At 39.4% G+C, this 19,663-nt stretch carries 31 protein-coding genes; 30 read left to right on the top strand and 1 reads right to left on the bottom strand.

All coding sequences use genetic code 11. From position 1 onward, the window contains the following. Positions 1-2: 2 nt before the first annotated feature. From rpsS to H8796_RS02875, 27 genes are all read left to right on the top strand, one after another. On the top strand, positions 3-272 hold the full coding sequence (rpsS, locus tag H8796_RS03005) for a 30S ribosomal protein S19 (RefSeq protein ID WP_004296345.1): 270 nt from the start codon (positions 3-5) through the stop codon (positions 270-272). A gap of 36 nt (positions 273-308) precedes the next feature. Further along, on the top strand, positions 309-719 hold the full coding sequence (rplV, locus tag H8796_RS03000; RefSeq protein ID WP_004296344.1) for a 50S ribosomal protein L22: 411 nt from the start codon (positions 309-311) through the stop codon (positions 717-719). Positions 720-724: 5 nt separating this feature from the next. Continuing rightward, positions 725-1,456, top strand: coding sequence for a 30S ribosomal protein S3 (gene rpsC / locus H8796_RS02995; RefSeq protein ID WP_008762038.1), 732 nt, complete (start codon positions 725-727; stop codon positions 1,454-1,456). Between the two features lie 23 nt (positions 1,457-1,479). Continuing rightward, on the top strand, positions 1,480-1,914 hold the full coding sequence (gene rplP, locus H8796_RS02990; RefSeq protein ID WP_004291234.1) for a 50S ribosomal protein L16: 435 nt from the start codon (positions 1,480-1,482) through the stop codon (positions 1,912-1,914). Positions 1,915-1,919: 5 nt separating this feature from the next. Further along, a complete protein-coding gene (gene rpmC / locus H8796_RS02985) occupies positions 1,920-2,117 on the top strand; it encodes a 50S ribosomal protein L29 (RefSeq protein WP_004296342.1) in 198 nt (65 codons plus the stop codon). Continuing rightward, entirely contained in the window at positions 2,114-2,383 is a 270-nt protein-coding gene (gene rpsQ / locus H8796_RS02980; protein WP_004296341.1) for a 30S ribosomal protein S17, read from the top strand. Before rpmC ends, rpsQ begins: the two co-directional genes overlap by 4 nt. A 2-nt stretch (positions 2,384-2,385) precedes the next feature. Continuing rightward, the gene (gene rplN / locus H8796_RS02975) at positions 2,386-2,751 is read left to right on the top strand and encodes a 50S ribosomal protein L14 (protein ID WP_004296340.1); all 366 of its coding nucleotides are present in this window, start codon (positions 2,386-2,388) and stop codon (positions 2,749-2,751) included. A 19-nt stretch (positions 2,752-2,770) separates the two neighbouring features. After that, positions 2,771-3,091 carry a 50S ribosomal protein L24 gene (rplX, locus tag H8796_RS02970; protein WP_004296339.1) on the top strand — a complete coding sequence of 107 codons (321 nt, stop codon included), beginning with the start codon at positions 2,771-2,773 and terminating at the stop codon, positions 3,089-3,091. Then, positions 3,091-3,648, top strand: a complete 558-nt coding sequence (gene rplE, locus H8796_RS02965) for a 50S ribosomal protein L5 (RefSeq protein WP_004296338.1) — start codon at positions 3,091-3,093, stop codon at positions 3,646-3,648. The genes rplX and rplE overlap by 1 nt, the downstream gene beginning before the upstream one ends. 5 nt (positions 3,649-3,653) lie before the next feature. After that, positions 3,654-3,953 (top strand): 30S ribosomal protein S14, encoded by a 300-nt coding sequence (rpsN, locus tag H8796_RS02960; RefSeq protein ID WP_004296337.1) that lies wholly within the window; start codon positions 3,654-3,656, stop codon positions 3,951-3,953. 52 nt (positions 3,954-4,005) lie between these two features. Then, a complete protein-coding gene (rpsH, locus tag H8796_RS02955; RefSeq protein ID WP_004296336.1) occupies positions 4,006-4,401 on the top strand; it encodes a 30S ribosomal protein S8 in 396 nt (131 codons plus the stop codon). 15 nt (positions 4,402-4,416) lie between these two features. Beyond that, on the top strand, positions 4,417-4,986 hold the full coding sequence (gene rplF / locus H8796_RS02950; RefSeq protein WP_004296335.1) for a 50S ribosomal protein L6: 570 nt from the start codon (positions 4,417-4,419) through the stop codon (positions 4,984-4,986). Positions 4,987-5,007: 21 nt separating this feature from the next. Further along, on the top strand, positions 5,008-5,352 hold the full coding sequence (gene rplR / locus H8796_RS02945; RefSeq protein ID WP_004296334.1) for a 50S ribosomal protein L18: 345 nt from the start codon (positions 5,008-5,010) through the stop codon (positions 5,350-5,352). Positions 5,353-5,357: 5 nt separating this feature from the next. Further along, positions 5,358-5,876, top strand: coding sequence for a 30S ribosomal protein S5 (gene rpsE, locus H8796_RS02940; protein WP_004296333.1), 519 nt, complete (start codon positions 5,358-5,360; stop codon positions 5,874-5,876). Positions 5,877-5,885: 9 nt separating this feature from the next. Continuing rightward, positions 5,886-6,062, top strand: coding sequence for a 50S ribosomal protein L30 (gene rpmD / locus H8796_RS02935; RefSeq protein ID WP_004296332.1), 177 nt, complete (start codon positions 5,886-5,888; stop codon positions 6,060-6,062). Positions 6,063-6,094: 32 nt separating this feature from the next. Beyond that, the gene (rplO, locus tag H8796_RS02930) at positions 6,095-6,541 is read left to right on the top strand and encodes a 50S ribosomal protein L15 (RefSeq protein ID WP_004296331.1); all 447 of its coding nucleotides are present in this window, start codon (positions 6,095-6,097) and stop codon (positions 6,539-6,541) included. A gap of 4 nt (positions 6,542-6,545) precedes the next feature. Then, positions 6,546-7,886, top strand: coding sequence for a preprotein translocase subunit SecY (secY, locus tag H8796_RS02925; RefSeq protein ID WP_004296330.1), 1,341 nt, complete (start codon positions 6,546-6,548; stop codon positions 7,884-7,886). A gap of 15 nt (positions 7,887-7,901) precedes the next feature. Further along, positions 7,902-8,699, top strand: coding sequence for a type I methionyl aminopeptidase (gene map / locus H8796_RS02920; protein WP_004296329.1), 798 nt, complete (start codon positions 7,902-7,904; stop codon positions 8,697-8,699). Position 8,700: 1 nt separating this feature from the next. Continuing rightward, positions 8,701-8,919, top strand: a complete 219-nt coding sequence (gene infA, locus H8796_RS02915) for a translation initiation factor IF-1 (protein WP_002558052.1) — start codon at positions 8,701-8,703, stop codon at positions 8,917-8,919. Positions 8,920-8,927: 8 nt separating this feature from the next. Beyond that, positions 8,928-9,044: a type B 50S ribosomal protein L36 gene (gene ykgO, locus H8796_RS02910; RefSeq protein WP_002558051.1), complete on the top strand. Its 117-nt coding sequence runs from the start codon at positions 8,928-8,930 to the stop codon at positions 9,042-9,044. Between the two features lie 33 nt (positions 9,045-9,077). Further along, a complete protein-coding gene (gene rpsM / locus H8796_RS02905) occupies positions 9,078-9,458 on the top strand; it encodes a 30S ribosomal protein S13 (protein ID WP_004296328.1) in 381 nt (126 codons plus the stop codon). 11 nt (positions 9,459-9,469) lie between these two features. After that, positions 9,470-9,859: a 30S ribosomal protein S11 gene (rpsK, locus tag H8796_RS02900; protein ID WP_004296327.1), complete on the top strand. Its 390-nt coding sequence runs from the start codon at positions 9,470-9,472 to the stop codon at positions 9,857-9,859. 118 nt (positions 9,860-9,977) lie between these two features. Beyond that, a complete protein-coding gene (gene rpsD, locus H8796_RS02895) occupies positions 9,978-10,583 on the top strand; it encodes a 30S ribosomal protein S4 (protein WP_004296326.1) in 606 nt (201 codons plus the stop codon). An 11-nt stretch (positions 10,584-10,594) separates the two neighbouring features. Next, entirely contained in the window at positions 10,595-11,587 is a 993-nt protein-coding gene (locus H8796_RS02890) for a DNA-directed RNA polymerase subunit alpha (RefSeq protein ID WP_004296325.1), read from the top strand. 3 nt (positions 11,588-11,590) lie between these two features. Next, positions 11,591-12,085 (top strand): 50S ribosomal protein L17, encoded by a 495-nt coding sequence (rplQ, locus tag H8796_RS02885; protein WP_117936387.1) that lies wholly within the window; start codon positions 11,591-11,593, stop codon positions 12,083-12,085. Between the two features lie 147 nt (positions 12,086-12,232). Continuing rightward, on the top strand, positions 12,233-12,628 hold the full coding sequence (locus H8796_RS02880; RefSeq protein ID WP_004296323.1) for a hypothetical protein: 396 nt from the start codon (positions 12,233-12,235) through the stop codon (positions 12,626-12,628). A gap of 112 nt (positions 12,629-12,740) precedes the next feature. Further along, entirely contained in the window at positions 12,741-13,283 is a 543-nt protein-coding gene (locus H8796_RS02875; protein WP_117936389.1) for a hypothetical protein, read from the top strand. A gap of 151 nt (positions 13,284-13,434) precedes the next feature. On the opposite strand, the gene H8796_RS02870 is transcribed toward H8796_RS02875, so the two are convergent. Beyond that, a complete protein-coding gene (locus H8796_RS02870) occupies positions 13,435-15,249 on the bottom strand; it encodes a MutS family DNA mismatch repair protein (RefSeq protein ID WP_117936391.1) in 1,815 nt (604 codons plus the stop codon). A 318-nt stretch (positions 15,250-15,567) separates the two neighbouring features. Between H8796_RS02870 and H8796_RS02865 the strand changes: the two genes are divergently transcribed. The 3 genes from H8796_RS02865 to ftcD all read left to right on the top strand — a co-directional run bounded on the left by H8796_RS02865 (position 15,568) and on the right by ftcD (position 19,650). Beyond that, positions 15,568-16,212, top strand: coding sequence for a DUF6563 family protein (locus tag H8796_RS02865; RefSeq protein WP_004307524.1), 645 nt, complete (start codon positions 15,568-15,570; stop codon positions 16,210-16,212). Between the two features lie 375 nt (positions 16,213-16,587). Then, the gene (locus H8796_RS02860; RefSeq protein WP_117936393.1) at positions 16,588-18,585 is read left to right on the top strand and encodes a urocanate hydratase; all 1,998 of its coding nucleotides are present in this window, start codon (positions 16,588-16,590) and stop codon (positions 18,583-18,585) included. 162 nt (positions 18,586-18,747) lie between these two features. Further along, positions 18,748-19,650 (top strand): glutamate formimidoyltransferase, encoded by a 903-nt coding sequence (gene ftcD, locus H8796_RS02855; RefSeq protein WP_117936395.1) that lies wholly within the window; start codon positions 18,748-18,750, stop codon positions 19,648-19,650. Positions 19,651-19,663: the final 13 nt, after the last annotated feature.

Genomic DNA, 19,663 nt, shown 5'->3' with positions numbered 1-19,663 from the left:
CTATGAGTCGTTCATTAAAAAAAGGTCCATATATTAACGTTAAGCTTGAAAAGAGAATTCTTGCCATGAATGAATCTGGTAAGAAAGTCGTAGTAAAGACTTGGGCCAGAGCTTCAATGATTTCGCCTGATTTTGTAGGCCATACAGTTGCAGTTCACAATGGAAATAAATTTATTCCTGTTTATGTTACCGAGAATATGGTAGGACACAAGTTGGGCGAATTTGCTCCAACTCGTACATTCAGAGGACACGCTGGTAACAAGAAAAGATAACAGGATTTATTTGAAATAATAAAGTAATAAATAATAATGGGAGCAAGAAAAAAAATATCGGCTGAAAAGAGAAAAGAAGCCCTTAAGACCATGTATTTTGCAAAATTGCAAAATGTTCCTACTTCTCCGCGTAAGATGCGTCTGGTTGCAGATATGATTCGTGGTATGGAAGTGAACAGAGCACTTGGTGTTTTGAAATTTTCTTCAAAAGAAGCTGCTGCAAGAGTGGAAAAATTGCTTCGCTCTGCAATTGCTAACTGGGAACAGAAAAACGAACGTAAAGCGGAAAGTGGCGAGTTGTTCGTAACACAGATTTTTGTTGATGGTGGAGCTACACTCAAAAGAATGAGACCGGCACCACAGGGTAGAGGTTATAGAATTCGCAAACGTTCAAATCACGTAACATTGTTCGTTGGTGCTAAAAGTAATAACGAAGATCAAAATTAAGGTAGATGGGACAAAAAGTTAATCCAATAAGCAACCGTTTAGGAATTATCAGAGGATGGGATTCTAACTGGTATGGTGGAAATGATTACGGTGATTCTTTGCTGGAAGATAGCAAAATCCGTAAATATCTTAATGCAAGACTTGCAAAAGCAAGTGTATCAAGAATCGTAATTGAACGTACGCTGAAGCTCGTTACTATTACTGTTTGCACTGCTCGCCCGGGTATTATTATCGGTAAAGGTGGCCAAGAAGTTGATAAGTTAAAAGAGGAGTTGAAGAAGGTTACCGACAAAGATATTCAAATCAATATCTTTGAAGTGAAGAGACCGGAACTGGATGCTGTGATTGTTGCGAATAACATCGCTCGCCAGGTTGAAGGTAAAATTGCCTATCGCCGTGCCATTAAAATGGCTATCGCAAATACAATGCGTATGGGTGCTGAAGGTATCAAAATTCAGATTTCAGGACGTTTGAATGGAGCTGAAATGGCTCGTTCTGAAATGTATAAAGAAGGAAGAACTCCGTTGCACACTTTCAGAGCTGATATCGACTACTGTCATGCAGAAGCATTGACTAAAGTAGGTCTTTTAGGTATCAAAGTTTGGATTTGTAGAGGTGAAGTGTTTGGTAAGAAAGAATTGGCTCCGAACTTTACACAAAGCAAAGAAAGTGGTCGTGGAAACAATGGTGGAAACAACGGCGGAAAGAACTTCAAAAGAAAGAAAAATAATCGCTAAACGAATTTGAATTTTAGGAAACTATGTTACAACCGAAAAAGACAAAATTCAGAAGACAACAAAAAGGCCGTCAGAAAGGTAATGCCCAGAGAGGCAACCAGCTGGCCTTTGGTTCTTTTGGCATAAAGGCTTTGGAGACTAAGTGGATTACAGGCCGTCAGATCGAAGCTGCTCGTATTGCAGTAACAAGATATATGCAACGTCAAGGACAGATCTGGATCCGTATATTCCCGGATAAACCGATCACTAGAAAACCTGCCGATGTACGTATGGGTAAAGGTAAAGGTGCTCCAGAGGGATTTGTGGCTCCTGTGACTCCAGGTAGAATCATTATTGAAGCTGAAGGAGTATCTTACGAAATCGCGAAAGAAGCATTGCGCTTAGCTGCTCAAAAGCTTCCTATTACAACGAAGTTTGTCGTAAGACGTGATTATGATATTCAAAATCAAAATGCGTAAGTGTTATGAAAATTGCAGAAATAAAAGAAATGACTACTAATGATTTAGTAGAAAGAGTAGAGGCGGAAACAGCTAATTATAACCAAATGGTTATTAATCATTCTATTTCTCCTTTGGAAAATCCTGCTCAAATCAAACAATTACGCAGGACTATTGCGCGTATGAAAACAGAATTGCGCGAAAGAGAACTTAACAATAAATGATCAGCTTGATGGAAGCAAGAAATTTAAGAAAAGAAAGAACAGGGGTTGTGTTGAGCAATAAGATGGATAAGACCATCACAGTTGCTGCCAAATTTAAGGAAAAACACCCTATATATGGTAAGTTCGTTAGTAAAACGAAGAAGTACCATGCTCACGATGAAAAGAATGAATGCAATATCGGTGATACTGTAAGCATCATGGAAACTCGTCCTTTGAGCAAGACTAAAAGATGGAGATTAGTAGAAATAATTGAAAGAGCTAAGTAATTATGATACAAGTAGAATCCAGACTTACAGTATGTGATAACAGTGGAGCGAAAGAGGCGTTGTGTATCCGCGTTTTGGGTGGTACAGGTCGTCGTTATGCTTCAGTGGGGGATGTCATTGTAGTTTCAGTGAAGAGTGTTATCCCTTCTAGTGATGTTAAAAAAGGTGCAGTATCAAAGGCTTTGATTGTACGTACAAAGAAAGAAATCCGTCGTCCTGATGGTTCTTATATACGTTTTGATGATAATGCTTGCGTGTTGTTGAATAATGCAGGTGAAATTAGAGGTAGTCGTATTTTCGGTCCTGTAGCAAGAGAACTTCGTGCTACAAACATGAAAGTTGTGTCACTTGCGCCTGAGGTACTTTAATTTGTAAAAGATTTAAGTAATGAGTAAATTACATATTAAAAAAGGCGATACAGTTTACGTAAATGCTGGCGAAGATAAGGGCAAAACTGGTCGTGTATTGAAGGTTCTTGTTAAAGAAGGACGTGCATTTGTAGAAGGTATCAATATGGTATCTAAAAGCACAAAACCGAATGCTAAGAATCCGCAAGGTGGTATCGTGAAGCAGGAAGCTTCTATCCACATTTCAAACTTGAACCCGGTTGATCCAAAAACTGGTAAAGCAACGCGTATTGGGAGAAAAAAGAGTTCGGAAGGAACTTTAGTGCGTTATTCTAAAAAATCAGGAGAGGAGATTAAGTAATGAGTAATACTGCTAGTCTTAAGAAAGAATATGCAGAGCGTATAGCACCTGCATTGAAATCACAGTTCCAGTATTCTTCTACAATGCAGGTACCCGTACTTAAGAAGATTGTTATCAATCAAGGGTTAGGTATGGCTGTTGCTGATAAGAAGATTATCGAAGTTGCAATCAATGAAATGACAGCTATCACAGGTCAGAAAGCTGTAGCTACCATTTCTCGTAAAGATATCGCAAACTTTAAGTTGCGTAAAAAAATGCCGATTGGTGTTATGGTAACTTTACGTCGTGAAAGAATGTACGAATTCCTTGAAAAATTGGTTCGTGTAGCTCTTCCTCGTATTCGTGACTTCAAAGGTATCGAAAGTAAGTTTGATGGTAAAGGTAACTATACCCTTGGTATTCAGGAACAAATCATTTTCCCTGAAATAAATATCGATAGTATTACAAGAATTCTCGGAATGAATATTACCTTTGTAACCTCTGCGGAAACAGATGAAGAAGGTTATGCTTTGCTGAAGGAATTCGGTTTACCTTTTAAAAACGCTAAAAAAGACTAATAGATATGGCAAAGGAATCAATGAAAGCACGTGAAGTAAAACGTGCTAAATTAGTAGCCAAATACGCCGAAAGAAGAGCTGCTTTGAAGCAAATCGTAAGAACAGGTGACCCTGCTGATGCTTTTGAGGCTGCACAGAAGTTGCAAGAGTTGCCAAAGAATTCTAATCCGATTCGTATGCACAACCGTTGCAAACTGACTGGACGTCCTAAAGGTTATATTCGTCAATTCGGAATTTCGAGAATTCAATTCCGTGAGATGGCATCTAACGGACTGATCCCAGGCGTAAAAAAAGCAAGCTGGTAATTATTGTTTAAATATTGTCAGGGTAGTCCTGATTAATTTAATTTATTTTTATATGACTGATCCAATAGCAGATTATTTAACGAGGTTGCGGAACGCGATTGGTGCAAAGCACAGAGTTGTTGAAGTTCCCGCTTCGAACTTGAAAAAAGAAATCACTAAGATTCTTTTTGAAAAAGGCTACATTCTTAATTATAAGTTTGTAGAAGATGGTCCTCAAGGAACTATTAAGGTTGCCTTGAAGTATGATTCTGTTAACAAAGTTAACGCAATCAAAAAGTTAGAAAGAATATCTTCTCCGGGTATGCGTAAGTATACTGGTTACAAAGATATGCCGCGTGTTATTAATGGGCTGGGTATTGCTATAATATCTACTTCCAAAGGTGTAATGACTAACAAAGAGGCTGCAGAACTGAAGATCGGTGGTGAAGTCTTGTGTTATGTATATTAATTAGGAGGAATTAGAATGTCAAGAATAGGAAAATTACCCATTAGTATCCCTGCTGGAGTGACAGTCACTCTGAAGGATAATGTGGTTACCGTAAAGGGACCCAAAGGCGAAATGAGCCAATATGTGAATCCTGCTATCAATGTTGCCATTGAAGACGGACACGTAACTTTAACAGAAAACGATAAAGAAATGCTTGATAACCCAAAGCAAAAACATGCTTTCCACGGTTTGTATCGTTCTTTGGTTCACAACATGGTTGTGGGCGTATCTGAAGGATACAAGAAGGAACTGGAACTTGTTGGTGTAGGTTATCGTGCTTCTAACCAAGGTAACATCATTGAGCTTGCTTTAGGTTATACACACAATATTTTCATTCAATTACCTGCTGAGGTAAAAGTTGAAACTAAGTCTGAAAGAAATAAGAATCCTCTTATTATATTGGAATCGTGTGACAAACAATTGCTTGGTCAAGTTTGCTCTAAAATACGTTCTTTCCGTAAGCCTGAACCATACAAGGGTAAAGGTATTAAGTTTGTTGGCGAAGTAATTCGTAGAAAGTCTGGTAAATCAGCCGGCGCTAAGTAATTCATATAAAATTAGATTATTATGACAACAAAAATAGAAAGACGAGTTAAGATCAAATATAGAGTACGCAACAAAATTTCAGGTACTACTGAATGTCCGCGTATGAGTGTATTTAGAAGTAACAAGCAAATTTATGTCCAGATTATCGATGATCTTTCTGGTAAGACACTGGCTGCCGCTTCTTCTTTAGGTTTGACTGATAAAGTTGCTAAAAAAGAACAAGCTGCTAAAGTGGGTGAAATGATTGCTAAAAAGGCTCAGGAAGCAGGTATAACTACTGTTGTTTTCGACCGTAATGGTTACTTGTATCATGGGAGAGTAAAAGAAGTAGCTGATGCTGCTCGTAACGGTGGACTTAAATTTTAATCATTATGGCAGGAGTTAATAATAGAGTTAAGATTACTAACGATATAGAACTGAAAGATAGATTGGTTGCTATTAATCGTGTTACTAAAGTTACCAAAGGTGGTAGAACTTTTAGTTTCTCTGCAATCGTTGTTGTAGGTAACGAAGAAGGTATCATTGGTTGGGGACTTGGTAAAGCAGGTGAAGTAACAGCTGCTATCGCTAAAGGTGTTGAATCAGCTAAAAAGAACCTGGTGAAAGTGCCTATTTTGAAAGGTACTGTTCCTCATGAACAATCAGCTAGATTTGGTGGTGCTGAAGTATTCATCAAACCTGCATCTCACGGAACCGGTGTAGTAGCTGGTGGTGCTATGCGTGCTGTATTGGAAAGTGTTGGTGTTACTGACGTTTTGGCTAAATCTAAAGGTTCTTCAAATCCGCACAACCTTGTTAAAGCTACAATCGAAGCTTTGAGTGAAATGCGTGATGCAAGAATGGTTGCTCAGAACAGAGGTATTAGTGTTGAAAAAGTATTTAGAGGATAAGGAGGAGATATGTCAACTATAAAGATTAAACAAGTTAAAAGTAGAATTGGTGCTCCAGCTGATCAGAAAAGAACTCTCGATGCACTGGGACTTCGTAAACTGAACCGTGTGGTTGAACACGAAAGCACTCCTTCAATTCTTGGGATGGTAGATAAAGTAAAACACTTGGTTGCCATTGTTAAGTAATTATTTGTTGAATAATAAAACGAAATTACAATATGAACTTAAGTAATTTAAAACCTGCAGAGGGATCTACTAAGACAAGAAAAAGAATTGGACGTGGAACTGGTTCTGGCTTAGGCGGTACTTCTACAAGAGGTCATAAGGGAGCTAAATCAAGATCTGGATACTCTAAGAAGATCGGTTTTGAAGGTGGTCAGATGCCTCTTCAACGTCGAGTTCCTAAATTTGGTTTCAAGAATATCAATCGTGTAGAATATAAAGCCATCAATCTGGATACTATCCAGAAACTTGCTGAAGCTAAGAGCTTGGCAAAAATTGGTGTAAACGACTTTATCGAAGCAGGATTTATATCTTCAAATCAGTTGGTAAAAGTATTGGGTAACGGAACTCTGACTAACAAGCTGGAAGTAGAAGCTCATGCATTCTCTAAGACTGCAACTGCTGCTATTGAAGCTGCTGGTGGAACTGTAGTAAAACTCTGATTCAATGAGAAAAGCTATTGAAACATTAAAGAATATATGGAAGATTGAGGATCTGAGACAGCGGATCCTCATCACCATATTGTTTGTGGCAATTTACCGTTTCGGATCATATGTCGTATTACCGGGTATCAATCCGGCAATGCTGGCAAAATTGCACGAACAAACAAGTGAAGGCCTTTTAGCCTTGTTAAATATGTTCTCTGGAGGAGCATTTTCTAATGCCTCTATTTTTGCATTAGGAATCATGCCTTATATCTCTGCATCTATCGTAATCCAGTTGTTGGGAATCGCTGTGCCGTATTTCCAGAAGTTGCAACGCGAAGGTGAGAGCGGCAGAAGAAAAATGAATCAATATACTCGTTATTTGACGATTGCTATATTGTTAGTTCAGGCCCCTTCTTATTTGCTCAATCTTAAAATGCAGGCTGGCCCTTCCTTAAATGCTTCATTAGATTGGACTCTGTTTATGGTTACCTCTACCATTATTTTGGCAGCAGGTAGTATGTTTATTTTGTGGCTTGGTGAAAGAATTACTGATAAAGGTATTGGTAACGGTATTTCATTTATCATCTTGATTGGTATTATCGCTCGTTTCCCTGATGCTTTGTTGCAAGAAGTTGTATCCAGAGTAGCAAATAAGAGTGGTGGTTTGATCATGTTTATAATTGAAATCGTATTCTTGTTATTAGTGATTGGTGCTGCTATTCTTTTGGTACAAGGTACAAGAAAAATTCCTGTACAGTATGCAAAAAGAATTGTTGGTAACAAGCAATATGGTGGTGCTAGACAATACATTCCTTTGAAAGTGAATGCTGCTGGTGTTATGCCTATCATCTTTGCTCAGGCAATCATGTTTATTCCAATTACGTTTATCGGTTTTTCAAATGTAAATGATGCGGGCGGTTTCTTGCATGCGTTTACAGATCATACAAGTTTCTGGTATAATTTTGTTTTTGCGGTAATGATTATATTATTTACATATTTCTATACTGCAATTACAATTAATCCGACTCAGATGGCTGAGGATATGAAGAGAAATAATGGTTTCATCCCTGGTATTAAACCGGGAAAGAAAACAGCAGAGTATATTGATGATATAATGTCTCGTATTACTTTGCCGGGTTCTTTCTTCTTGGCTTTAGTTGCTATTATGCCTGCTTTTGCCGGTATATTCGGAGTGCAAGCAGGATTTGCTCAATTCTTCGGCGGTACATCTTTGTTAATTCTTGTAGGTGTTGTTCTTGATACACTGCAACAGGTTGAAAGTCATTTGTTGATGAGACACTATGATGGTCTGTTGAAGTCTGGTCGTATTAAAGGACGCGCTGGTGTAGCGGCATATTAATTCTTTAGATTAGAAATGATATTTCTTAAAACAGAAGATGAAATAGAATTGCTCCGTCAGAGTAATCTGCTTGTTGGTAAAACTCTTGCAGAGGTTGCCAAACTGGTGAAGCCTGGTGTAACTACACGTGAGTTGGATAAAGTTGCTGAAGAGTTCATTAGAGATCATGGGGCAACTCCAACTTTCAAAGGATTTCCGAATCAATATGGAGAACCATTTCCCGCATCTCTTTGTACTTCTGTTAATGAACAGGTTGTACATGGAATCCCAGGTGATATTGTACTGAAAGATGGCGATATCGTATCAGTGGATTGCGGAACTTACATGAATGGTTTTTGTGGTGATTCTGCTTATACTTTTTGTGTAGGAGAGGTGGACGAAGAAATTCGTAACTTGTTGAAGGTAACTAAAGAAGCGTTATATATTGGCATTCAGAACGCAGTGCAAGGCAAAAGAATCGGAGACATCGGGTATGCTATTCAGCAATATTGTGAGTCTCACTCTTATGGTGTAGTGCGTGAGTTTGTTGGTCATGGCATTGGTAAAGAGATGCACGAAGATCCTCAAGTGCCTAATTATGGTAAAAGAGGATATGGACCTTTGATGAAAAGAGGCCTTTGCATAGCGATAGAGCCGATGATAACATTGGGAGATCGACAAGTGATTATGGAACGTGACGGATGGACTGTGAGGACCAGAGATCGTAAATGTGCTGCACATTTTGAACATACGATAGCTGTTGGAGCTGGTGAAGCTGATATTTTGTCTTCATTCAAATTCATAGAAGAAGTTTTAGGAGATAAAGCAATATAATATGGCAAAGCAATCTGCAATAGAACAAGATGGAGTTATAGTTGAAGCATTGTCAAATGCAATGTTTCGTGTTGAATTAGAAAACGGACATGAGATTACTGCACATATTTCAGGTAAGATGCGGATGCATTACATCAAGATCTTGCCGGGAGATAAAGTGAGAGTCGAAATGTCTCCTTACGACTTATCGAAAGGAAGAATTGTGTTTAGATATAAATAAAATAAGATATGAAAGTAAGAGCATCATTAAAGAAACGCACGCCAGAATGTAAGATCGTTAGACGTAATGGCCGTTTGTATGTTATTAACAAGAAAAATCCTAAGTATAAACAACGTCAAGGATAATTTGTTATTTTTGCAAAAAAAATAATTAAGTATATGGCTATAAGAATAGTTGGTGTAGATTTACCTCAGAACAAAAGAGGTGAAATTGCGTTGACCTATGTATATGGAATAGGTCGCAGTAGTTCAGCAAAAATTTTAGATAAAGCTGGTGTAGATAAAGATCTGAAGGTTAAAGACTGGACAGATGATCAAGCTGCTAAGATTCGTGAGATTATCGGTGCAGAGTATAAAGTGGAAGGTGATCTTCGTTCTGAAATCCAATTGAACATTAAGCGATTAATGGATATTGGTTGCTATCGTGGTGTACGTCACCGTATTGGTCTGCCTGTTAGAGGTCAGAGCACTAAGAACAATGCACGTACTCGTAAAGGTAGAAAGAAAACCGTTGCTAATAAGAAAAAAGCTACTAAATAATAATTGTTGATATGGCAAAAAAAACAGTTGCAGCTAAAAAGAGAAATGTGAAAGTAGACGCTAATGGACAGTTGCATGTTCATTCATCTTTCAACAATATTATTGTTTCTCTTGCAAACAGTGAAGGGCAGATTATCTCTTGGTCATCTGCTGGTAAAATGGGATTTAGAGGTTCTAAAAAGAATACTCCTTATGCAGCTCAGATGGCTGCCCAGGATTGTGCAAAGATTGCATTTGATCTTGGCCTGAGAAAGGTAAAAGCATATGTGAAGGGTCCAGGTAACGGACGTGAGTCTGCTATTAGAACTATCCACGGTGCTGGTATCGAAGTTACTGAAATCATTGACGTGACTCCGCTTCCACATAATGGTTGTCGTCCTCCGAAAAGACGTAGAGTTTAATTTACCTTTAACTTACACAATGATCTTGATTTTGTTTTTGGATTACATTTAATTTCTCTCTGTAATCGCGGCTGCAACAAATTAAGTTCATGAATAAACAATTAAATATTTAAAAGAAATGGCTAGATATACTGGACCAAAATCGAGAATCGCCCGTAAATTCGGTGAAGGAATCTTTGGAGCTGACAAAGTTTTGTCAAAGAAGAACTATCCTCCCGGACAACATGGTAATTCAAGAAAAAGAAAAACTTCTGAATATGGTGTGCAACTTCGTGAAAAGCAGAAAGCTAAATACACCTATGGAGTTTTAGAAAAACAATTCCGCAATTTGTTTGAAAAAGCAGCTACTGCTAAAGGTATTACCGGTGAGGTACTCCTTCAATTGCTGGAAGGCCGTCTTGACAACGTAGTATTCCGCTTGGGAATTGCTCCTACACGTGCTGCTGCTCGTCAGTTGGTTAGTCACAAGCACATTACTGTAGATGGTGAAGTGGTAAACATCCCTTCATTTGCAGTAAAACCAGGACAATTGATTGGTGTTCGTGAAAGATCTAAATCTTTGGAAGTAATTGCTAATTCTCTTGCAGGTTTCAATCATAGCAAGTATGCTTGGTTGGAATGGGACGAAGCTTCTAAGGTTGGTAAAATGTTGCACATACCTGAAAGAGCAGACATTCCTGAGAACATTAAAGAACATTTGATCGTTGAATTGTATTCTAAATAATAATTAATTTCATGGCGATATTAGCATTTCAAAAACCTGATAAAGTATTAATGTTGGAGGCGGACTCCAGATTCGGTAAATTCGAATTCCGTCCGTTGGAACCGGGTTTTGGTATTACTGTAGGTAATGCATTACGCCGAATCCTTCTTTCTTCATTAGAGGGTTTTGCTATCACTACTATCAGAATCGATGGTGTGGAGCATGAATTTTCTAGTGTACCTGGAGTAAAAGAGGATGTTACCAACATTATCTTGAATCTGAAACAAGTGAGATTCAAGCAAGTAGTTGAAGAGTTCGAGAGCGAAAAAGTGAGCATCACTGTCGAGAATTCCAGTGAATTTAAAGCAGGTGACATAGGTAAGTATTTGACTGGATTTGAAGTGTTAAATCCGGAATTAGTTATTTGTCATTTAGATTCTAAGTCAACTATGCAGATTGATATTACAATTAACAAAGGCCGTGGTTATGTACCTGCTGATGAGAATCGCGAGTATTGCACGGATGTTAATGTAATTCCAATCGACTCTATTTATACACCGATACGTAATGTCAAGTATGCTGTAGAAAACTTCCGTGTAGAACAGAAGACTGACTACGAAAAGCTAGTACTTGAAATTAGTACCGACGGTTCTATACATCCGAAAGAAGCGCTGAAAGAAGCTGCAAAAATTCTGATTTATCATTTCATGTTGTTCTCTGACGAGAAGATCACGCTTGAAAGTAATGATACTGATGGCAATGAAGAGTTTGATGAAGAAGTATTGCACATGCGTCAGCTGTTGAAAACTAAACTCGTTGATATGGACTTGTCAGTTCGTGCCCTCAATTGCTTGAAGGCTGCTGACGTAGAAACTCTCGGCGACTTGGTACAATTCAACAAAACTGACCTGCTGAAATTCAGAAACTTCGGAAAGAAATCGCTTACCGAGCTTGATGATTTGCTGGAAAGTCTGAATCTGTCGTTTGGAACCGACATTTCTAAATATAAATTAGATAAAGAATAAAAAATGAGACATAATAAAAAATTCAATCATTTAGGTCGTACTGCTTCTCATAGAAGCGCTATGTTATCTAACATGGCTTGCTCTTTGATCAAGCACAAAAGAATCACTACGACTGTTGCAAAGGCGAAAGCTTTGAAAAAGTTTGTTGAGCCTTTGATTACTAAGTCTAAAGAAGATACTACGAACTCTCGTCGTGTTGTATTTAGCAACTTGCAAGATAAGATTGCAGTAACAGAATTGTTCAAAGAAATCTCTGTTAAGATTGCTGATCGTCCGGGTGGTTATACTCGTATTATCAAGACTGGTAACCGTTTGGGTGACAATGCAGAAATGTGCTTCATCGAGTTGGTTGACTACAATGAAAACATGGCTAAGGAAAAAGTTGCTAAGAAAGCTACTCGTACTCGTCGTTCGAAGAAAGCTGCTTCTGCCGCTGTTGAAGCTCCTGCAACTGAAGCTCCTAAGGCTGAAGAACCAAAAGCTGAATCAGCTGAATAATTTTACAGTTATTCTTATAGATATAAAAAAGGCTACCTGTGAGGGTAGCCTTTTTTGTTTGTCTGCCGTTTACTAATACTAAGATACATTAAAATATATCTTAATAGAACTTTTCATAGAGAGAATCTGTTATATTTGCAGGTGAATATGGCAAAATTTGTAAAGGTAATATTGTTTCTGTTGCTGACTGTTGCTTTTCATAGCATAGCAGGCAATGTTTCTACTGCGAAAGTGGTGGATGAGCAGGAGCGTGCTATTACATATGCAATGAGACAGCATGGGGAAATCAGCGCACCGGATCTTCCTGGTAAGCCAGTGGCTGAATTGAACAACTTGCAAAGCCATCAGATATCTGTAACACGTATTCAACGTGTGCAACTTGGAGAATATTTCTTTTCTTTAAAAAATGCGCTACAATGTTGTGCTGATCGTGATAACTCACTTTCACAACACTGGGGGCGGATTTATGGTACAACAACTTCCTATTATTGCCAGCCATCAAGTGAATACTATGTATATACTTTGAGGCGTATAATTATTTAGTAGTCTATTTATTGGTATTGTTTATTTTGTGGTTACTGGTATCTTCTGTAATACCGGTGACTATATCCTTTTTATCTTTATATTTTTACTAATAATTTAAACTTTAAATATTATGGCAACTACTCAAACGATTGATGCTACTATCTTCGCATCTTCACACCCCGATATCGCAAAACGTACAAGTGTTTCAGGAGTTTTAATTTCTTCTGTAATGTTATTGGTCGGTATTTTAGCTTTTGCTTCTACTTTCGAATTGGAAGATAAGTCTTCTACGGTTAGTATGGCTTTGATGGTTCTGGGAACAGGTCTATTCCTTATGGGGATTTTCCGTCTCTTCTGGAAATCAAAAGAAGTTATTTATTTACCAACCAAAAGTGTGGCTAAAGAGCATAGTATATTCTTTGATTTGAAACACATGGATGCTTTGAGGAATCTTGTGAATTCGGGTTCATTCTCTGCAGGTTCGCATATAAAGAGTGAGGCTAGTGGTAATATACGTATGGATGTGATACTTTCTGCTGATAAAAAGTTTGCAGCTGTACAGTTATTCCAGTTTATACCTTATACCTATCAGCCAATAACATCAGTGCAGTATTTCACTGATGAACAAGCTTCAGCGGTAATAGCATTTCTGGCAAAAAGTAAAATGCAGTAAAAGTATATCTACAAAACCTGTTTAACTTTGTTTTTTCCGACACATTAAAACAGGTAGCTTGAAATTTTATATTCAGTTTGCTGCTACTAAATAAAGCAGGTTTTGGATGTTACTGCAATAGAAAACTTTGATTTTCATACAAGGATGGGGATTAGTCGTTAATGACGGCGATCCCCATTTTCTTCATTAAAAAGCAGGCATTCATATTTTGCGCAACTCCGTTTCTCATTTGGTAAGAGAAGGTGAGTTCGTTGTTCGTGATGTCAGCTTCGAAACAGTAATTTCGGATATTTTGTGGGAAGGAGTCCACTAAAGTTCCTAGCAACAAGTCATGAGTGGCGATGATACCATTGGTGTTCATGTGCATGAATTGTTTGATGAGGGCGAAAGAACCTCTCTGTTTATCCATAGAGTTTGTACCTTTCAATATTTCATCAAGGATGATGAAAAGTTCTTCTCCTGCTTCAAGCTTGTCTATGATTAATTTAAGTCGCTTGAGTTCGGCAAAGAAATAAGATTCGTTGTCGGCTAAGGAGTCACTGGTCCGAAGGCTGGTGACGAGTCGAGCCGGATATATTTCCATCCGCTTTGCCCAAACGGGAGCCCCTATACATGCTAGTAGATAGTTCACTCCTACAGTACGTAAATACGTGCTTTTTCCTGCCATATTGGCTCCTGTGATAATAATAAAGAAAGGACGTCTTTCGATGTCTATTCCGTTGCGTACACATTTGTTGCGATCCATTAAAGGATGCCCTAAAGCTTCAGCCTGCAGATGGAAAGATTGAGCAGCAATGGTAGGATAGATATAATCCGGATGATTATATGCGAATGTTGCCAGAGAACAATAAGCATCAATTTCTCCGATGGTTTCTATCCAGCGAGGAAGGTCGGATGCGTGGATTTCTTTCCACTTCTCGATTCGCATCACTTGGCGCAGCTCCCAGAATATTAGTCCGTTGAGTATCGTGCTTATTAGCAGATTGCTTCGTTGATCGAGCGCGTTCATCAGTTTTGAAAGCTGGCGTACTGCTTGAGAAGCGGTCTGATTCTGACTTGTAAGTTCCGTTTTTAACTTTTGCAGTATATGACTTTGCATTTCTTTCTGTTCAGTGAGAAGAATCTGGTCAGCGTATGTCGAAAGAATTTGTAGCTTTTCTCCGTAGGTCGTTTGTAGTTTAGTGATTCCTTTAGAAAAAATAGTGCTGAATAATACAAAGCCAACAAACACTCCTCCTGCAATACTGGCCGAGATAATACCTAAAATGGCTAGACCTATACATAGGAAATTAATGATCGTTACCGCTGTCGGGAGGATGCGTAGAAGTGTACGCTTCCGATAATAACTTGGACTGTTTGCCCATTCTTTGATTTCGGTGGTATCGGCAGGTTTTCCTTTATAGAGTAAGCCGAGCAAGCGGATTTGTTGGCGATATTCTAAGTCTGTGGACAATTCATGTATAGCTTCCTGGCGATGTTCAATAGCTTCTTTGTTTTCCAGATGCGCATTGAACCAGTTTGCAAGATGCAGTTTGCCAATAGGCGTTGCAGTGCGGTTGATGTATTGGAAAAGAGAATGTTCGCCAAATACGTCTAAATCAAGAGTGTAGAGATGAGATGGATTAACAAATTCTTTTCCATCATCAAAATCAGAAAAGTCATATTGCATGGCACGTAGCTCCTGCTCATTGATTTCTATTTTCTTTTTCAGAAAGTCTTTTCGGTAGAACCAGAAATTATGGCGTTTTACCAGCCAGATGAATAAGATAAAAGGTAAGATGGCGAAAGCAGAGAGACATAGCCACCCATCAGACCAAAAGATAATGGCATTTGCTACAGCTCCTACGAATAAGATCAGGCGGAGAAGACTGATATAATAGATACGTTTCCGTGCATTCTGTAACTCCAGTTCTGTTTTCTGAATGATTTGCTGATATGTAGTAATGATCTGTTCTTGTTTTTCCATGACAAATTTAATTCTTTTCCACAAAGGTAATATAATTCATGACGGTCGGGATAAGAGCTTGTTTTTGTCGAGAGCAGATTTACTGTTTATTAACGGAAGATAGAAAGGAATAACAAGCTCATATTATGACTTGTCTGGATAATGCCTTTACTAGCTGTAAGGAATGGGGTATATAAGTTCTGTTTCCGTTTAATAAGAGTAAGGGGCATTTCCTGATAGCAGCTTTTTTTCAATATTTCTTTTCTCATTCTTGCATTTATCCGCTAAAATTTATAACTTTCCACTCGAAAAGGCGTTAGACAGGAAAGGAGGATGCTTATGAAGAAAGGATGTATCTTATGTTTGCTGATAAGCGTGATTAGCCTTCCGTTAATTGCGCAGAATATTATTTATTCCAACCTGAAAGAGTTGCTGGCTCAACATGGTGATACCACAGCCGTGTTGCGTGTAGAAAAACGTTCCAGAAATCAGATTGTATTGACAGGAGGGGCTGATTACCGGATAACGGCCGGTGATGACGAGTCGATGTGTCGACGCTTGAAGAAGCGTTGTTTTGCCGTGCGTGACGAAAAAGGAGATTTATATTTGAATTGTCGTAAGTTGCGCTATAAAAAGTTACGCTTTGGAGCATGGTATGCCCCTGCCGTTCAATTGGGTAAAAATATCTATTTTTGCGCCATGCCTCTAGGATCGGTTATCGGAGGAAACTTTGTAGAAGAGGATGACGTAAAACTGGGAGGGAATATTGGCGATGCTCTTGCCGCTTCAAGTTTGGTTACGAAACGTGTCTGTTATGAGCTAAATGGTGAAACAGGAAAAGTCGATTTTCTAGGAAAAGATAAAATGCTTCAATTATTGAAGAATTATCCGGAACTGAAACAGGCATATTTGAAAGATGATAGTCAGGAGGCGAAGCATACCTTTAAATATTTGTTGGAGTTGCGGAATAAACAAAAAAAGTAATTTTGTCGATCTTTGTTGGTATAGCAGAGAAAGAGTATGTTCATAATACAATCATGGTCATAGTGATATGATTAGGGTGCGGATTATGCAAATAACACAGAACTCATAGCTTTGATTTAATGGAAAAATCCGCTATCCATTTTAATAAAAGCCCTATTAATCCGTTTGGATAAAAGACCTGCATTTGTATCTGTAAAAGCATAAGAGACTCCTGACATTGCCTGTATCTTACCATTCTATTAAACAGTAAATGTAATAATGCCTTTCTGATAATAAATCTGTTATTTCTCTTGTCTTTTATCTTCTTTTTTTCTATATTGCGAAGAGTTATAAGACTGTATTGCTTACAGTTTGTAATCCTTAATTCTGTTTATTATGAGAATAACTCTTGGCAACACGCTACCTCCTTATCCGGATTTTGTAGAAGGTATCCGGAGAGCTCCCGACCGTGGTTATACACTTACCCCGGCGCAGACCATCACAGCATTAAAAAACGCTTTGCGTTATATTCCCTCCGAGTGGCACGAACAACTGGCTCCTGAATTTATGGAAGAACTACGCACTCGCGGGCGGATTTACGGATACCGTTTCCGTCCTGCCGGAGACTTGAAAGCAAAGCCGATTGATGAATATCAGGGGCAATGTATTGAAGGCAAAGCCTTTCAGGTAATGATTGACAATAACCTTTGCTTCGATATAGCCTTATATCCCTACGAACTTGTTACTTATGGTGAAACCGGGCAAGTTTGCCAAAATTGGATGCAATATCGACTGATTAAGCAATATCTGGAAGAACTTACCCAGGAACAGACACTGGTTATTGAATCCGGACATCCATTGGGGCTTTTCCGCTCCCGTCCCGATGCTCCCCGCGTTATAATTACCAATTCGATGATGATCGGACAATTCGACAATCAACATGATTGGCATATTGCCGCCCAGATGGGAGTTGCCAATTACGGACAAATGACAGCCGGTGGTTGGATGTATATCGGTCCTCAAGGCATTGTGCATGGCACTTTCAACACCCTCCTGAATGCCGGACGATTGAAACTCGGAATTCCACAAGACCAAGATTTGCGGGGGCACTTATTTATTTCTTCCGGTTTGGGAGGAATGAGTGGTGCACAACCTAAAGCTGCCGAAATAGCAGGAGCAGTCTCTATCATAGCCGAAGTAGATCGTTCACGCATTGAAACACGTTACCGCCAGGGATGGGTGGGGCATGTGACTGCAGATATCATAGAAGCATACCGGATGGCAGCTGAAGCAATGCGACGCCGTGAACCTTGTTCCATTGCCTATCATGGAAATATAGTAGACCTGCTCGAGTATGCCGAGCGTGAAAAGATTTTGATCGAACTATTATCCGATCAAACCTCCTGTCACGCCGTTTACGAAGGTGGATACTGCCCAGCCGGACTGACTTTCGAGGAACGCACACGCCTTCTTCACGAATCGCCGGAGGAATTCCGTCACTTGGTAGACATATCTTTGCACCGTCATTTCGAGGTCATCAAGAAATTGGTAGCCCGCGGAACTTATTTCTTTGATTATGGAAACTCTTTCATGAAAGCCATATACGATGCCGGAGTAAAAGAAATCTCCTATAATGGTGTTGATGAAAAAGACGGATTTATCTGGCCGAGTTATGTCGAAGATATTATGGGACCCCAACTCTTTGATTACGGCTACGGTCCGTTCAGGTGGGTCTGCTTGAGTGGTAAACACGAAGATCTGATAAAAACAGACCATGCGGCTATGGAGTGTATCGACGTCAATCGGCGCGGTCAGGACTTGGACAACTATAATTGGATACGGGATGCAGAAAAGAATCAACTCGTGGTGGGTACACAGGCACGTATTCTTTATCAGGATGCAGTTGGAAGAATGAAGATAGCCCTCCGTTTCAATGAGATGGTTCGCCGGGGTGAAGTAGGCCCTATTATGCTGGGGCGAGACCACCACGATGTCAGTGGTACGGATTCTCCTTTCCGGGAGACGTCGAATATCAAAGACGGAAGTAATGTGATGGCAGATATGGCTGTGCAATGTTTTGCCGGAAATTGTGCCCGTGGAATGAGTCTGGTAGCCTTACACAATGGAGGCGGCGTCGGTATTGGCAAAGCAGTCAATGGTGGTTTTGGTATGGTATGCGACGGTAGCGAACGGGTAGATGAAATACTCCGTTCGGCAATGCTTTGGGACGTGATGGGAGGAGTAGCCCGTCGTTCGTGGGCGCGTAATCCGCATGCGATGGAAACGAGTGAAGCATTTAATGAGTCCCATGCTGGAGATTATCAGATAACAATGCCGTATGTGGCGGATGAAGAATTAATAAAGAAGATAGTTCCATATATTGTGGGAAAGTAGTCTCACAATATAAAAGAAAACATTCTCATAATATGAGGGGATAAATTCCCACAATATATGGAACAGTTTAAACATGCAGTTATTTCGGATAAACCATGTGGCTATTTGATGTAAAACATATAGTTATTCAGTAAAGTATAACCTCTATAATAGATATTTGATATGAGTTGGAATAAGATTATTGAATGCGTCCCCAATTTTAGCGAGGGACGTGATTTGGAGAAAATAGATCAGATAGTAGCCCCTTTCCGTGGTAAAGCCGGAGTAAAACTGCTTGATTACAGTAATGATGAAGACCATAACCGTCTGGTTGTCACACTTGTGGGAGAGCCGGAAGCACTGTGTGAAGCAGTAGTTGAAGCCGTTGGTGTAGCTGTCCGTTTGATCGATCTGAATCAGCACACCGGGCAACATCCTCGTATGGGAGCGGTAGATGTAATTCCTTTCATCCCGATTAAGAACACCAGTATGGAAGAAGCCATCGAACTCTCTAAAAAAGTAGCAGCGAAAGTTGCGGAGCTATATAATCTTCCCGTCTTCCTGTATGAAAAGTCGGCTACTGCGCCACACCGGGAAAATCTCGCCTCCGTTCGTAAAGGCGAATTTGAAGGAATGGCCGAAAAGATCAAACTATCCGAATGGCAACCTGACTTCGGACCTGCTGAACGACATCCGACTGCAGGCACCGTAGCAATCGGAGCCCGTATGCCACTCGTTGCCTACAATATTAATTTGAGTACAGATAATCTGGAGATAGCCACTAAGATAGCGAAAAATATCCGGCATATCAATGGAGGACTTCGCTATGTAAAAGCAATGGGAGTGGAACTGAAAGAGCGAAACATTACCCAAGTATCCATTAACATGACCGACTATACCCGTACCGCACTCTACCGTGCCTTCGAATTAGTACGTATCGAAGCCCGTCGTTACGGTGTTACGATTGTAGGTAGTGAAATAATCGGCCTTGTACCGATGGAAGCTCTGATTGATACCGCTTCCTACTATCTCGGACTCGAAAACTTTACCATGCAGCAAGTTCTCGAAGCTCGTATCATGGAATAGTCAATAAGAAAAC

Source organism: Bacteroides sp. M10 (assembly GCF_014334015.1).
Classification (GTDB): domain Bacteria; phylum Bacteroidota; class Bacteroidia; order Bacteroidales; family Bacteroidaceae; genus Bacteroides; species Bacteroides intestinigallinarum.
The sequence above is the reverse complement of the archived record's forward strand: the minus strand, read 5'-3'. Positions and strand labels throughout refer to the sequence as shown.

Bases quoted from the DNA above. Each gene is read 5' to 3' on its own strand.
- rpsN (WP_004296337.1), top strand. From the start codon at position 3,654: ATGGCAAAGGAATCAATGAAAGCACGTGAAGTAAAACGTGCTAAATTA.
- H8796_RS02870 (WP_117936391.1), bottom strand. From the start codon at position 15,249: ATGGAAAAACAAGAACAGATCATTACTACATATCAGCAAATCATTCAG.
- map (WP_004296329.1), top strand. From the start codon at position 7,902: ATGATATTTCTTAAAACAGAAGATGAAATAGAATTGCTCCGTCAGAGT.
- rplV (WP_004296344.1), top strand. From the start codon at position 309: ATGGGAGCAAGAAAAAAAATATCGGCTGAAAAGAGAAAAGAAGCCCTT.
- rpsC (WP_008762038.1), top strand. From the start codon at position 725: ATGGGACAAAAAGTTAATCCAATAAGCAACCGTTTAGGAATTATCAGA.
- rpsM (WP_004296328.1), top strand. From the start codon at position 9,078: ATGGCTATAAGAATAGTTGGTGTAGATTTACCTCAGAACAAAAGAGGT.
- rpsQ (WP_004296341.1), top strand. From the start codon at position 2,114: ATGATCAGCTTGATGGAAGCAAGAAATTTAAGAAAAGAAAGAACAGGG.
- rplR (WP_004296334.1), top strand. From the start codon at position 5,008: ATGACAACAAAAATAGAAAGACGAGTTAAGATCAAATATAGAGTACGC.
- H8796_RS02860 (WP_117936393.1), top strand. From the start codon at position 16,588: ATGAGAATAACTCTTGGCAACACGCTACCTCCTTATCCGGATTTTGTA.
- rplO (WP_004296331.1), top strand. From the start codon at position 6,095: ATGAACTTAAGTAATTTAAAACCTGCAGAGGGATCTACTAAGACAAGA.
- infA (WP_002558052.1), top strand. From the start codon at position 8,701: ATGGCAAAGCAATCTGCAATAGAACAAGATGGAGTTATAGTTGAAGCA.
- rplF (WP_004296335.1), top strand. From the start codon at position 4,417: ATGTCAAGAATAGGAAAATTACCCATTAGTATCCCTGCTGGAGTGACA.
- rpsS (WP_004296345.1), top strand. From the start codon at position 3: ATGAGTCGTTCATTAAAAAAAGGTCCATATATTAACGTTAAGCTTGAA.
- rplX (WP_004296339.1), top strand. From the start codon at position 2,771: ATGAGTAAATTACATATTAAAAAAGGCGATACAGTTTACGTAAATGCT.
- H8796_RS02875 (WP_117936389.1), top strand. From the start codon at position 12,741: ATGGCAACTACTCAAACGATTGATGCTACTATCTTCGCATCTTCACAC.
- ftcD (WP_117936395.1), top strand. From the start codon at position 18,748: ATGAGTTGGAATAAGATTATTGAATGCGTCCCCAATTTTAGCGAGGGA.
- rpsK (WP_004296327.1), top strand. From the start codon at position 9,470: ATGGCAAAAAAAACAGTTGCAGCTAAAAAGAGAAATGTGAAAGTAGAC.
- rpmC (WP_004296342.1), top strand. From the start codon at position 1,920: ATGAAAATTGCAGAAATAAAAGAAATGACTACTAATGATTTAGTAGAA.
- rplE (WP_004296338.1), top strand. From the start codon at position 3,091: ATGAGTAATACTGCTAGTCTTAAGAAAGAATATGCAGAGCGTATAGCA.
- rplN (WP_004296340.1), top strand. From the start codon at position 2,386: ATGATACAAGTAGAATCCAGACTTACAGTATGTGATAACAGTGGAGCG.
- rpmD (WP_004296332.1), top strand. From the start codon at position 5,886: ATGTCAACTATAAAGATTAAACAAGTTAAAAGTAGAATTGGTGCTCCA.
- rplQ (WP_117936387.1), top strand. From the start codon at position 11,591: ATGAGACATAATAAAAAATTCAATCATTTAGGTCGTACTGCTTCTCAT.
- rpsH (WP_004296336.1), top strand. From the start codon at position 4,006: ATGACTGATCCAATAGCAGATTATTTAACGAGGTTGCGGAACGCGATT.
- H8796_RS02880 (WP_004296323.1), top strand. From the start codon at position 12,233: ATGGCAAAATTTGTAAAGGTAATATTGTTTCTGTTGCTGACTGTTGCT.
- ykgO (WP_002558051.1), top strand. From the start codon at position 8,928: ATGAAAGTAAGAGCATCATTAAAGAAACGCACGCCAGAATGTAAGATC.
- rplP (WP_004291234.1), top strand. From the start codon at position 1,480: ATGTTACAACCGAAAAAGACAAAATTCAGAAGACAACAAAAAGGCCGT.
- rpsE (WP_004296333.1), top strand. From the start codon at position 5,358: ATGGCAGGAGTTAATAATAGAGTTAAGATTACTAACGATATAGAACTG.
- H8796_RS02890 (WP_004296325.1), top strand. From the start codon at position 10,595: ATGGCGATATTAGCATTTCAAAAACCTGATAAAGTATTAATGTTGGAG.
- H8796_RS02865 (WP_004307524.1), top strand. From the start codon at position 15,568: ATGAAGAAAGGATGTATCTTATGTTTGCTGATAAGCGTGATTAGCCTT.
- secY (WP_004296330.1), top strand. From the start codon at position 6,546: ATGAGAAAAGCTATTGAAACATTAAAGAATATATGGAAGATTGAGGAT.
- rpsD (WP_004296326.1), top strand. From the start codon at position 9,978: ATGGCTAGATATACTGGACCAAAATCGAGAATCGCCCGTAAATTCGGT.